This window comes from Erysipelotrichaceae bacterium 66202529 (assembly GCA_017161075.1).
Lineage (GTDB): Bacteria > Bacillota_I > Bacilli_A > Erysipelotrichales > Erysipelotrichaceae > Clostridium_AQ.
On sequence record CP046174.1, the window covers coordinates 2,633,959 to 2,646,794 of the forward strand.

16 protein-coding genes are annotated in these 12,836 nt (G+C 44.2%); 3 read left to right on the forward strand and 13 right to left on the reverse strand.

Features of this window, described 5'->3' with window-relative positions:
* Window positions 1–55 precede the first annotated feature (55 nt).
* On the forward strand, window positions 56–241 hold the full coding sequence (locus tag GKZ87_12545; GenBank protein QSI26261.1) for a hypothetical protein: 186 nt from the start codon (window positions 56–58) through the stop codon (window positions 239–241).
* On the opposite strand, the gene GKZ87_12550 is transcribed toward GKZ87_12545, so the two are convergent.
* A complete protein-coding gene (locus GKZ87_12550; protein ID QSI26262.1) occupies window positions 220–1,083 on the reverse strand; it encodes a DUF2179 domain-containing protein in 864 nt (287 codons plus the stop codon). The genes GKZ87_12545 and GKZ87_12550 overlap by 22 nt on opposite strands.
* Before the next feature lie 222 nt (window positions 1,084–1,305).
* On the opposite strand from GKZ87_12550, the gene GKZ87_12555 reads away from it, so the two are divergent.
* The gene (locus GKZ87_12555) at window positions 1,306–3,027 is read left to right on the forward strand and encodes an asparagine synthase (GenBank protein ID QSI26263.1); all 1,722 of its coding nucleotides are present in this window, start codon (window positions 1,306–1,308) and stop codon (window positions 3,025–3,027) included.
* Window positions 3,028–3,049: 22 nt separating this feature from the next.
* Here GKZ87_12555 and GKZ87_12560 read toward each other — a convergent pair whose 3' ends face one another.
* From GKZ87_12560 to GKZ87_12590, 7 genes are all read right to left on the reverse strand, one after another.
* Window positions 3,050–3,235, reverse strand: coding sequence for a hypothetical protein (locus tag GKZ87_12560; protein ID QSI26264.1), 186 nt, complete (start codon window positions 3,233–3,235; stop codon window positions 3,050–3,052).
* Window positions 3,236–3,426: 191 nt separating this feature from the next.
* Window positions 3,427–4,185 carry a uridine phosphorylase gene (locus tag GKZ87_12565; GenBank protein ID QSI26265.1) on the reverse strand — a complete coding sequence of 253 codons (759 nt, stop codon included), beginning with the start codon at window positions 4,183–4,185 and terminating at the stop codon, window positions 3,427–3,429.
* 186 nt (window positions 4,186–4,371) lie between these two features.
* Complete coding sequence (gene rmuC / locus GKZ87_12570) at window positions 4,372–5,478, reverse strand: DNA recombination protein RmuC (GenBank protein ID QSI26266.1); 1,107 nt, start codon at window positions 5,476–5,478, stop codon at window positions 4,372–4,374.
* A 42-nt stretch (window positions 5,479–5,520) separates the two neighbouring features.
* Window positions 5,521–5,934: a competence protein ComK gene (locus tag GKZ87_12575; GenBank protein QSI26267.1), complete on the reverse strand. Its 414-nt coding sequence runs from the start codon at window positions 5,932–5,934 to the stop codon at window positions 5,521–5,523.
* 179 nt (window positions 5,935–6,113) lie between these two features.
* Complete coding sequence (locus tag GKZ87_12580; GenBank protein QSI26268.1) at window positions 6,114–6,581, reverse strand: RidA family protein; 468 nt, start codon at window positions 6,579–6,581, stop codon at window positions 6,114–6,116.
* 9 nt (window positions 6,582–6,590) lie between these two features.
* Complete coding sequence (locus tag GKZ87_12585; protein ID QSI26269.1) at window positions 6,591–7,865, reverse strand: DUF21 domain-containing protein; 1,275 nt, start codon at window positions 7,863–7,865, stop codon at window positions 6,591–6,593.
* Between the two features lie 124 nt (window positions 7,866–7,989).
* Window positions 7,990–8,568 carry a hypothetical protein gene (locus GKZ87_12590; GenBank protein ID QSI26270.1) on the reverse strand — a complete coding sequence of 193 codons (579 nt, stop codon included), beginning with the start codon at window positions 8,566–8,568 and terminating at the stop codon, window positions 7,990–7,992.
* Window positions 8,569–8,631: 63 nt separating this feature from the next.
* Here GKZ87_12590 and GKZ87_12595 point away from each other — a divergent pair, with 63 nt between their 5' ends.
* Window positions 8,632–8,877: a DUF3892 domain-containing protein gene (locus GKZ87_12595; GenBank protein ID QSI26271.1), complete on the forward strand. Its 246-nt coding sequence runs from the start codon at window positions 8,632–8,634 to the stop codon at window positions 8,875–8,877.
* Window positions 8,878–8,934: 57 nt separating this feature from the next.
* Here GKZ87_12595 and GKZ87_12600 read toward each other — a convergent pair whose 3' ends face one another.
* Genes GKZ87_12600 through GKZ87_12620 form a run of 5 tightly spaced genes read right to left on the reverse strand, consistent with a single transcriptional unit; the run spans window position 8,935 to window position 12,786 of the window.
* Window positions 8,935–9,432, reverse strand: coding sequence for a GNAT family N-acetyltransferase (locus GKZ87_12600; GenBank protein ID QSI27955.1), 498 nt, complete (start codon window positions 9,430–9,432; stop codon window positions 8,935–8,937).
* A 10-nt stretch (window positions 9,433–9,442) separates the two neighbouring features.
* Window positions 9,443–10,021: a hypothetical protein gene (locus GKZ87_12605; GenBank protein ID QSI26272.1), complete on the reverse strand. Its 579-nt coding sequence runs from the start codon at window positions 10,019–10,021 to the stop codon at window positions 9,443–9,445.
* Complete coding sequence (locus tag GKZ87_12610) at window positions 10,018–10,527, reverse strand: tRNA (cytidine(34)-2'-O)-methyltransferase (protein QSI26273.1); 510 nt, start codon at window positions 10,525–10,527, stop codon at window positions 10,018–10,020. Before GKZ87_12610 ends, GKZ87_12605 begins: the two co-directional genes overlap by 4 nt.
* Window position 10,528: 1 nt before the next feature.
* Entirely contained in the window at window positions 10,529–11,116 is a 588-nt protein-coding gene (gene rdgB, locus GKZ87_12615) for an RdgB/HAM1 family non-canonical purine NTP pyrophosphatase (GenBank protein QSI26274.1), read from the reverse strand.
* Window positions 11,113–12,786, reverse strand: a complete 1,674-nt coding sequence (locus GKZ87_12620) for a DUF4080 domain-containing protein (GenBank protein ID QSI26275.1) — start codon at window positions 12,784–12,786, stop codon at window positions 11,113–11,115. The genes rdgB and GKZ87_12620 overlap by 4 nt, the downstream gene beginning before the upstream one ends.
* Between the last annotated feature and the right edge of the window lie 50 nt (window positions 12,787–12,836).

The window sequence follows — 12,836 nt, forward strand, 5'->3', positions numbered from 1 at the left end:
TCTCCTTTCACGGATTCAGTATATCGTGGTCAGGTGATGAGGATGTGAACAAGTCATGAAAAACAAAGGAAAACACCCGCCGGGTGTTTCTGCTGTTCTATTCAAATTAGGGAATGCTGTATGTGTAAAAATGAAAGAAGAAGGAGAATTCCCTTTCTACAGGAGTCTTTCCTTCCTCTTATTCAATCTTAAACTTGTAGTTAAAGGGGATACATCCCTTTACTCGATTGGCCGCTGGTAAAATCTTCCCTCGACACTTTCGGTTTTGGTAACATTAACAAAGCTGGTCTGATCAATTTCACGAATTCTGGTGACCAGTCCTTTAACGTTCTGCGATTCAACCACCGTATACAGCATGGTTCTCGGTCGCCCGTAATAGGTGCCGATGCCCTCCACACGGGTAACACCATGGTGTGTGGAATTCTGGATTTCTTCAATGACGATATCCGGATTGCTGGTAACGATAAACAGTGTCATTCGCTTATAGCGGGTATGTACAAAATTGATTACCTGTGTGGAACAGAATTGAAAGATAATAGAGTACAAAGCTGCATTCCAACCAAACAGATACCCCGCAGCCACCAGCATCACAGCATTCATCGCCAGAATATAATTCCAGGCAGGCTGATTTGTTCTCTGGGAAATCCACATAGCAATAAAATCCGTTCCCCCGCTGCTGGCATTTCCACGCAATGCGATTCCCAAGGCAACGCCCTGCAGGATCCCACCGAATATAGTAATCAGCAGGATATCCTCTGTAATGTTTGTTCTTGGCAGAACCTCGACGAATACTCCGGTTAAAACAATCATGACACAAGAATACATCGTAAATTTCTTTCCAACTGTCTTATAGCCGATATATGCCGGTATGGCATTCAATGCAAAGTTGACGGCAGAATACGGAATCTGCATATCTAAATATTTTTCCGCATAGCGCTGAATAAATACGGTCAGTCCGGTGAAGCCTCCGGGAAACAGCCCTCCCGCATTGATAAAGGTATTGATATTGATAGCACAAAGAAGCGAACCTACGATAACACAGCCTACCGTGATCAAATCTCTGCCACTTATTTTTAATCTCATTCTTCTACTCCCTTTTTCTTTGGTCATGCATTATTATACTATCTTTTTTTCTACATGCAACCGTTTTCCCGATGATACCTGTTTACTTTTCAGGATGTAAATTTTCACTTTCGTATAGCACAGCTTACACGTTTTTTCGCAAGCACTTACACCTATTTTTTTCGATAAGTGATACTATTGCATTCCGCAAATTCATACAATGCATATGGAAGGAGAGTTGTCATGAAACAATTTTTAGCTGTTGCCGCTCTGGATGAGACGGCAGTAAAGCAAAATGAAATGCTTAAGAATTCCCGTATATACACAGAGGGATTTACCGTACTGCGGCATGAACATATGGAGTTTTCCGTTTTGGTGGATGGAGAGCTGTACAACCAAAGGAGCCTGCATGAGGAGCTGCAAAAGGCAGGCTTTCCAAAGCCTGCGGGTTTAGAGGAAACAGTTTTGTATGCGTATCTTTTGTGGGGAGAAAAAGCGATGCTGCATATGGAAGGGGCATATTCCTTTCTGATACAAGCCAAGGATTCCCTGTTCTGCGCAAAAGACCCGCTGGGACTGCGGCCTATTTATTATCTATTAGCGGATGATTGCATATGGATCAGCAGCCGGATACAAACGCTGCTGGACGCCGCGAAAAGAAAAGCAGTGCTGGATCGCAGTGGTATATTGGAGCTATTTGCCTTTGGTCCCAGCATCAGCGAGGATTGCACGTTGTATAAGGATGTTTCTGCACTTCCGATGGGTTACCTGCTTCGCGTTTCCAATGCAGAGCTGAAGGTAAAACAATACTACACTCTGCATGCCCTGCCTCATACCGATACACTGGAGGAAACATTAGAAAGGGTTCATGAACTGATGTGCGCATCCATCCATGCCCAGGCGGATGGTGCACAGGCCAGCTTTTTATCCGGTGGTCTGGATTCCAGTCTGATTACCAGTATCGCGGCCAGTGCAAATCCAAGCTGGCGAACCTATTCCCTGGATTATGAGGGAAACAAGGAGAATTTCAAGGGAAATATGTATCAGGTGTCAATGGATACCGCCTTCATTCAGGACATGTGTGCATATTGTCATTGCAGTCACACCCCGCTTATGATTACACAGCAGGAATTATGTGATTTGCTGGAGGATGCAATGGCTGCCAGAGAGACACCGGGTATGGCGGATGTGGATTCCAGTCTGCTGTGGCTGTGTCAACAGGTGGCAGAGCATGAGCAGGTTATATTGAGTGGTGAATGCTCAGACGAAATTTTTGGCGGATATCCGTGGTTTTACCGCGATGAGCTGAAGGATCTGGATACCTTTCCATGGCTTCGTTCCACAAAGGAGCGCATTTCCCTTCTCCATCCTGATCTGCGCGAGCTGCCGTTTGAGGATTATATCGCAAAACGCTATGCACAAAGTATAGAGAACATCGAATTTCTGGATACGGATACCGAGGAGGATCGAAGAGCAAGAATTCATACCGTTTTATGTCTCCACTGGTTCATGCAGACACTGGTAACCCGTCAGGTGTGTATGGGGGATGCCGCAAGCCTGAATATTCGCGCTCCCTTTGCCAATGTCAAGCTGCTGGAATATGTTTACAATATCCCCTGGAATATGAAATTTCTGCAGCAGGAGGAAAAGGGTATTCTGCGAAAGGCATTTGAACAGGAGCTGCCGGAAAGTGTCGCACATCGCAAGAAAAACCCGTTTCCGAAAACACACAATCCACAGTATGCCGAGCTGATCAGTAAACGCCTGCGTGAGCGTTATGATGATCCAAAGAGTCCTTTGCATCAGTTATTTGATGATGCAATGCTGAGGAAGCTGATTGAAAGCAAGGGGGAAAGCTTCCAGCTGCCATGGTACGGTCAGTTAATGAGCGGGCCGCAGCTGCTAGCCTATCTGTATCAAATCGACCGATGGATCATCACCCGGAATATCACGATTGAAAAATAGAAAATATAAGAAAAACGACAGACTATTCTGCCGTTTTTTCATGCTTCACTTCTGCTTCGTCCATGACCTTTTGCAGCTCAACCAGTTGGCTTGTTCTCAGCATTTCCCGAATCTGCCGCAGCTCCTTCAGGCAGTTTTTCAGTACATTGAATATGGAGGCAAGCACAAATAAGACACAGATGATAAGACAGTAAACAAAAATATCCATAAAGATTCTCCCTTCATAATTAAAATCAGTTCTACTACGAAGCATTAAACCATCAGAATATCCTCCAGAGCCTTTTTACTTGACAGTTATTTCCTTCACTCTTAGCCATATCTGATAGTTAATTATCTCATAAAATTAAAATATTTCCTATGTATAATATTAAGTTTTGTGTTTTTAAAATCCTGATTATATTATATAGATAACGCAATTTCAAAAACCTTATATAGAAACTGTTTTCTTAATTCATCAGACAAATGCCATTCCCATGCATCGTGTTTTTCATCTATCGGATGCAAATCCGAAACCATCAAAACTGAAGCAACTCGCATATGTAGATACCTTCCAACGCTGAATAAGGCTGAAGTCTCCATATCAACTCCTACACAGCCCTTTTCTTTCCACAAGCGTTCTTTATAGAATGTTTGCCTGTAAATAGCATCTGTAGAAACGATGGGTGCTACTTTATAATGAGAAAGAGCTGTCATCATTGCGTTTCGTAAGTCATAGTCCGGTGTACTGTATTCCAAATGTTCATAATAATGTAATGTGGTTCCTTCTTCGACATATGCTTTATTGGGAATTATTATTTCACCTGCTCTTGTTTTCCCAGCAAATCCTCCCATCAATCCAATAGAAATAACATTTTCAACTCCAAAAGCTTTGAGCACTTCGATTGTATCTGCTGCCATTGGTGCCCCGCGTCCACCATCCAGGAAACAGACCTTATCATCCCCTATTCGTTTATATATTTGGCAGGCATTCAAAAATCTTGGAAATTTATCCGTAATCAATTCTATTTTATATCTTCTCTTTATATAATCAAATCCACTCATATATAGTAATACAGCTGTTTTTGGCAGCTTAGCAAGCTTAGCTTCTGCGTGCTTTGAACTTACTTGTTTCTCACTTGTTATAACAGGATTTGTTACATCCTCTTTGTAAAACCACATTTTAACACCTCCTTTACAAAATCAAATCCATGCTAGTGCACCTGCAATCGTACGATTTTCATGGTAATGGATATATAAATTTCTATGTAGGACAAGTTAGATAATTATTTACCTATCATGATTAGAAATAAAGTCTTATACTTTCATACCTGATTTTTGATACAGACTCCTCTTCACACCCAATTCTCATTCAGATGCAGTCTCTTCTTTTTTCTCCAGCTGCACCTCCTGAATCTCCTCAAAGCGCTTTACAATCTTACCGGCCGTAATTGATAACTGACGCATATCCTGATAGCTGCGTTCAAAATCATTGCTCACTGCCTGATAGCGCTTATCAAAGCGTTCAAATTCCACCTGCAGATGCTTCAGCTCCTGCTGAATCTGTTCTACATGCTCATTGCGCTGTACCCCCAGATAAATAGCGCGGATTGCCGTCAGATACGCCATCAGCGTTGTCGGCGACACCATATACACCTTTTCGGCATAGGAATACTGCACCACTTCATCACAGCTTGCATAAATATAGGAAAACACCGCTTCTGCGGGAAGAAACATACAGGCAAACTCCGCTGTTTCCTGCGGTAGGATATACTTTGACGCAATGGCACGGACATGCTTTTTCACATCCTGTACAAACGCAGCCTGTGCTTTTGCTTTCTCCTGCGCCGTATCCGCATGCATGAGGCGGTTATAATTCTCCAGCGGAAATTTAGCATCAATACAAATCATACGCAGTGGTTCACTCGCAAACAATACAGCGTCTGCAATCATGCCATTGCTCAGCTTATACTGCTTCTGATAGCGGTGCTCATCCGTTCCCATTGCCGTCTCCAGCAGACTGTATAGCTCTATCTCACCAAAAATACCTCTTGTTTTTTTATCATTCAGAATATTCTGCAGCTGCAATATAGAAGCGGACACCTCTTTTATACTCTGCTGGCTTTCATCCAGCTTTCCCATCTGCTGCAACACCTTTCCAAACACCTGCGTTGTGGTCTGATAGCCATGATGCAGGTTTTCATTCAATGTAAGCTCCAAATGGCTCATCCGCTGTTCCACATTTTCATGCAGAGACTGCAGGTCTGTCTTCATCAGCTGGGAAATCTGTGTCTGTAACAGCATCAGCTGATTGTTCCACTGCTGCTGCATGGCAGCCATATCCTCACGCTGGCCGCTCAGCTCCCGCAATATACGCTCCTGTTCTGTTCCCCTTGTTGGACGAAGCTGCAGAAACAGAAAGATAAACAGCAGCACAACGCAAAGAATTAAAAATATTAACACATACAATTCCATAATTATCTCTCCTAGCGGTTTTCATTATATCATACATTCCACTCAGGCATTCAGAAAAGATAAATAACGCTTGCATAGCTGCATACTTCTGCGAATACAGCGGACATCCACAGAAACAAACAGCTCGCTTTCATCATGGAACTGTACAATGCAGCCCTTCTCTTTGCGGCGGATCTCATCCACGGCACGGTAGTTGATCCAAATACATTCCGGATTGCGCAGTGCTCTTGTTGGAAACAGAATATCCTGATATACCTCGGATAAAAGAATCGGTACCTTTTGATGAATATCCAGATTGCACGCTGCCGCTTCCCTCCTTCCCTCACAGGTACTTCCATAACGCAGGCACAGTCTTTGCAAAATCACTAGCAGCGGCTCCTGTAAAACAGTCTGCTGTCCGTTTTCCTGTACCATAAGACAGCTTCGTTCGTCAATTCTACGAAGATAATATACCATTGTCCCCCTCCTTCAACACGATATGCTCCTTATGGTTATAACACATATGGATAAAAACCGGAGTAAAAATCATCAAATACGGAAGAGAAGCATATAAAATATGAGAATAAAAGCGGTAAATGAAGCTTTCAGGCGAAAAAAAGGAACAGAGTATGTGCTCTGTTCCCATTTCTCAATTACTAGCAGCAGCCCCCGTCGCATCCGCCACCGCATCCGGAGCATCCGCTTTCCTGAGCTGCCATCTGCTGCTCGTATACCAAGGTATCGATGACGATACATTCGATTTCCACCTTGACATCCTTCGGCAGACGAGCCACCTGTACACAGCTTCTTGCCGGATATGGTTCTTCCAGATAGCTGCCGTATACTTCATTCAGCTTATCAAAATCATTCAGGTCGCTTACAAAGATCGTTGTTTTCACAATGTGCTTATAATCCAGGCCCATATCAGCAAGAACTGCCTTGATATTTTTCATGACCTGATGTGTCTGTTCCTCAATAGTGGTTCCTTCTACTTCTCCGGTTTCCGGATTCAAAGGAATCTGTCCGCTCAGGTAAACAAAATCACCCAGCTTTACTGCCGGAGAATACGGCCCCAGCGCCTTTGGTGCATTTGCAGGTTTCACTGCTTTTAAAAATACGTTCATAATAGCCTCCTAGTCTAAATCGTCATCCATTTGTGACAAGATCTGCATTTCGATTCTGGCTGCCATACCATCCTTGGTATCCAGAACCTTAATTTCAAAGTTTTCAAATTCTATTTCACGGCCTTTGCGGACCTTGCGATGGTTGTTTAATTCAAAGATCCAGGCAGCGAAGGTTCTAGCTTTTGTTTTCGGCGCATCCTGATCTTCTACGTATGTATCGAAGAAATCGACAAGTGACACATTGCCATCGATCGTAAAGGTATGGTGTCCGATTTCAACGACATGATTGGGAAGAGGATCATATTCATCATAAATCTCTCCAACCAGCTCTTCCAATACATCCTCCAGTGTTACAATTCCCACGAATACATGTGAGGTCAGGGATTCCTCAACGATCGCCATATGCTCTCTTGATTTCTGGATATCCTCCAAAACCGCTGGCAGCTTCTTTCGCTGTGTAACAAATACCGGCTCCTGCATCATTTCGGAAATAACGATTTCCTTATCCTCCAGCAATGCATCCAAAACATCACGGACACGCAGGATACCGACAACCTCGGTCGTCTGATAGGAAATCACAGGTAAACGGGACAGCTTATGATCATGCAGAACCTGCTTCATCTGATCATAGGTCGCATTGTCATACAGAAAGACCACCTGATCCTTGGGAACCATGATATCGCGAACGTTTTTATCGTCAAATTCAATAACGCTTTCAATCAGCTCGCGTTCTTCCTGTTCCAGAACCCCCTCCTGTTCAATCGTTGATACGATTTCCAGAAGCTCATCCTCTGTCGCCGTTACATTTTCTATTTCCATTTTCTTTTCCCAGTGCGTCTCAATGGACTCTACAATAAAGGAAATCGGACGAAACAGCAATACCATGACAGACAGCGGCTTTGCCATGAACAAAGCGACGGCTTCCGCTTTTGCCTTTGCTACAATTTTTGGCGTGATCTCTCCAAAGGTCAGAATCAGCACCGTCATAATTCCGGTCGCAACCGCCACACCGGCACTTCCGAACATTTGTGTAAACAGCTCTGTCGCGATTGAAGTAGCCAGAATATTAACAACGTTGTTACCGATCAATATCGTTGTAATAGCTGCCGTAAAATTTTTGGAAATGCTGTACGCCGTACGGGCACGCTTGTCTCCGTTTTTCGCCATCTGCTTCAGACGTATCATATTCACTGAGGAATATGCGGTCTCCGTTGACGAAAATAATGCACTGAAAGCTACCAGTATAAGTAAAACGATGAGAAGACATATTTGCGATCCATCCAAGAATTACCACTCCCTACCGTATGTCCGTTTAGAAAAAGATGGTTGAAAGACTCTTCACCATAGTCAATATTATAAACGAAAATTGGAAAAATTCAATGGAAACGACTATATTCTTACGATATCCTCAGCCATTTTCATCACATTTTCTGACAAAGCCCTCATAATCCATATATACGGGTGCAGAAAGATAGATATTGTTATTCGACCAGCGCAAAAGACTTTTTCCGCCCCGGGATGCACCGATTGCTATTTTGTGCAGAAGCTCCTCATGATATGCCTTGCAATAAACCGGAATCAGGGCCTCTGAATTATCCGTTGTACTGAAATGCATGGCATCCTGTATTTCATACGCTTCTGGCATACGATACGCATGCTCACGGATTTCCAGTGTCACAAGATTGCGAAAGCATTTCATACGGCAGGTTTGTTCATCAATCCGAATATGACAGGTATCCCGTTCAAACTGCTTCATATACCAGTAGCCCAGACAGCACATCGCCTCCAGCGTACACGTTGTGGAAGCCGAATTCTGATCCTCAACGATCTGAAACCGGATATCCTCCCCTACGATCCTCCCCTCAAAGCTTTGCTGCCTGGTATGCTGCATCTGTTCGCTGCATAATGTCACATCACTCATGTGCTCCCTTCTTGCACTTGTGAGTAAAAAATTTCGATCATTCATTTGTAATTTCCAGAAATTCACAGTATCCCTCCTATGTATAAATATGCGATTGGTGTTCACAATAATGTCAGGAGGTAAGAAAAAATGAAAAAAGAAAAAACAAGCAAAAAGACACGTTTCGTTGCAGCTCGTCGTAACAGTGATGGTACATTGAGCGAGTTCAAGGATGACAACGGAAAGACGTACGATTACGAACAGGCTTTAGAGGCTGTTGAACAGGGTATGATCGAAAACGCACTTCCATTCACAGGACGTGATGGCGCTCGTCATATCCGCGGAATCAACGACGGAGACGAATCTACAAACCTGCGTAACCTGAAAGAGTTCTAAGAAGCGAAAAAAAGAAAGAACATGTGTGCCAATTACGGCAAATGCACATGTTCTTTTTTATTGCTTGATTGCATAGTAAACACAAGGATGTACACTTCCCCGATATTCCACATCGACTGTGCGCGATATTCGCTTCATACCGCATGCTTCCATAACCCGGCAGCTTGCAATATTTTCCTGAAAGGCTCCCCCGCATACCGTATGATAGCCCTTCGCAAACAAATCCGCAATGACTGCACGTAAAGCCTCACTCGCATATCCGCAAGAATGATAATCGGGATGTATAACATACCCAAGCTCAATGGTATCTTCTACGATTTCCACGGTATTTACAAAGCCAATCAGCTTGTGTTCCAGATAAATACCACGCTCATAGCGGCTGTCATCCTGTGACCATTCCATAAATTTATCAAACAGCCGTGCCACCTCATCAGGAGAGGTGAAATCCGGCAGCATGAAGGTTTCCTTTATTTTTTCATTGCATAACAGCTGTTCCATAGCATCCTGATCCGCTTCTGTAAAGGGCTGCAGAATCAGCCGCCTTGTTTTTATCATCACACGTTTCTCACTCATTTTCTTCCATCTCCTCCACCTGCATTTGCAATGCCAGACAATAGCCCTGAAGCTGTTTCACAAAATAGAATATAAGAAATACCAGAAGCAATATGCCCACTGCACAAAGGATTCCTCCGATCAGACGGATATAGACCACCGCCTGTAAAAGAGAGGTACTGGAAAGCCCCCGCCAGGTACAGTAGAATATACCGCATGCGCCAAGCAGTATGGCAAGCAAAAGTACCGTCGTGCTGCGTTTTTTCTCCACTGCGGGAAAAACAAGTAAAACGAGCAGAAAGGTAATTACCTCAAAGGGACGCAGCTCCTTTAACAGGATACCGGCTGCCTTTGAAAAGGAAAAGGTGGCTGTGGATATGGTATCCAGAATTATGCGGGATACATAGGTTGAGGAAATCAGCGGTTCCTTTAACAATGCGAATACCGATGGATAATCCGTTAGCTGCAATAAACGCGCCCCCAGAAACAGATATGGCAGCAAAAGCAGAATAAGCGCTGTAAGGGTAAGCAAATAAAGAAGATGGCGGCGCTTCGCTCTGGTATCGACAAAGCGGTCCAGCAGTTCTATCATTGTGTCAGCCAGTCCTCTCCCTTGATGACCTCAACATTGGATAAGCCGGGATAGTCAAGCTGCCGCAGCGCCTCATACAAAATGATAGCCGCGCAGTTGCTGAGATTTAAAGAGCGGGCATTGGCAACCATTGGCAGACGCATGCAGCGATCCAGCTGTCTGGACAGCAGCTCTTTGGGTATTCCGGTACTTTCTTTACCGAGAATAAAATAAATATCGCCTTTACACGCAGTAAAATCAAACTGCGATGGTGCCTTTTTTCCATAACGGGTCATATAGTAATAATTGTCACTGGGATGTTGGGATGTGAAATCCTCCCAGTTTTCATAAACGGTATAATCCAGCTCCTTCACATAATCCATACCGGCTCTTTTCAAATGCTGTTCATCCAGTGAAAAGCCTAGTGGTTTGATTAAATGCAGACGGGTATTGGTCGCCATACAGGTACGCATCATGTTGCCGGTATTCTGCGGGATTTCCGGTTCATATAATACCAGATGCAGCATATCAATTCTCCATTTCCATAAAAGCTATCAGCTTTGCCAGGGCTCGGCCGCGGTGAGATACCTTGTTTTTTTGTTCCTCACTCACATTGGCAAGTGTGGTTTTATAGGGTGGGTAATAGAACATCGGATCATAGCCAAAGCCTCCCTCTCCCTCTATATGCTCTGCGACAAGACCCTCTACGACACCTGTAAACACATATTCCCTGCCATCCGCTGTCACATAGGCAATCGCACAGACGAATTGACAGCCTCGATCATTCACATCCTTACACTGGTCTATGATATATTGATTTTTTACTTCATAGGAGGTATCGCGTCCCATGAAGCGTGCCGAGTAGATACCGGGAGCACCATTCAGTGCATTGACCGCAAGTCCACTGTCATCCGCAATCACCTCAATGCCCAGACGCTCATGAATCACTCTTGCCTTAATCAGTGCGTTTTCTTCAAAGCTCGTACCTGTTTCCTCAATCTCAATAGCCTCCTCCAGATCGAGCAGGGTTTTTACTGTATATCCCAATGGCTTCAGCATTGCCGCAAATTCCTCCGCCTTGTGTGCATTGGCGGTTGCCAGCATTATTTGTTTCATATCGTCATCTCCTTGATTGTTGTCACTTCTTTATTGATAAACCACTGCTTAGGGTATTGCTGGTGACGATTGTACAGCACCAGCTGATATCCCTCTTCCCCATCATAGCCGATATCCACAACACCATAGCGAAACAGCGTATCCTGATTGGCAATTCCCTGTTTAAGTGCAAAAAATAGCAGCTTCTTTTTCTGTTCCAGAGATATCCGGGATTTTGTAAAGCGATGCGGCTTTTGACGGAAACCGCGATAATACTGTGTTAACAAAATCGCATCGACAAAGTGCTCATTTTGGTTTCGTAATAGTGGATAAAAGCAGCGAAACAGCTCATAGGGCTGATAGGGACGGGGCAGCTTTTCGTATTCCTGTCCAAGCTCCATGAATAAGGCAAAGGCACTGTCATACCAGTGCAGCTGTAATATCACCGTTATCACATAACGGCAGACAGCGCTGTTCCAGAATTTTTCTACAGCATGAGCACATGTATGAATCCGCTTCATTTCTTCCTTTGTCAGCCATGCGCTGGCAGTCACGTCATAGGGTGCCGTATCCTGAAAGATAAAATGATAGCTTTCCTTCTGCCTTCGAAGCTCTGTTCCCTTCAACAGCTTTAAGATGCCCAACTGCACCTCACTTGCCTGTAGTGAAAACAGGGTATCAAACGAGGTCTGAAAGGAAGCTATATCCTCATAAGGCAGGCCTGCAATCAAATCCACATGCATGATGCAGCCGCTTGCTTTCAGCCGTGCAATTACTTCCTTCAAGCGTTCATTATTTTGTATCCTTCCAACAGATTCCAGTGTTTTTGTATTGAAGGACTGCACACCGATTTCAAAACGGAAACGACTGGTATCCGCCTCCTCGCAAAAAAATCGCAACAGCTCCTCACTCAGCGTTTCCGCTACGATTTCAAATTGGAACGTCTGATGAAGGCAATGTTCATTCATATAGCGTGCAATTTTCAAGGCCCGCGCAGGATTGGAATTAAACGTGCGATCCAGCAGCTTGACCTGCTTTACATCGCTGTCCTTTAACTGCCTGAGAATGCCCATAATATAGTCCATGGAAAACATACGTACCTTACGGTCGGCGGAGGACAGACAGTAGGTACAGCCGTATGGACAGCCCCTGCTTGTTTCCAGATAGAAATACTGCCTTCCCATAGCTTGCTGATCCATTTCCATAAAATACGGATTGTCAAAGCCTTCCAGCCACGACAGATCGCACCTTTGATATTCCGTATTCGGAAACTGCTTTGTATATATTCCGGCAACCTCATGAGGCTGCCCCTCTTCCAGCATGGTGATGTATTCCCAGATGCTCTGTTCCCCTTCTCCGATACTGATGGCGTCCACGCCCTCATCCAGCAGACGATAGGATTCGTAGCTGACCTCCGGGCCGCCCACAACGATATGCAGCCGGGGATCGTGCTGCTTTAAAAGCTGGATAATTGTTTTGATCGGCTGGATATTCCATATATAGCAGCTAAAGCATACGACATCCACCTCCATAGACAGAATATCGCTTGCAATCTGTTCTTCCCGTTCCTTGATCGTGTATTCACGTATTGTGACACGCTCCCTGTGCGGACAGGTCGTGTATAACCAGCGCAGTGCCAGATTCTTATGTATGTATTTGGCATTGCATGTCGTCAGCAGAACTTTTTTCACTTCTTCACCTTCTCGCTATTTATTCTAACAAATTTTACGTAAATATGCTA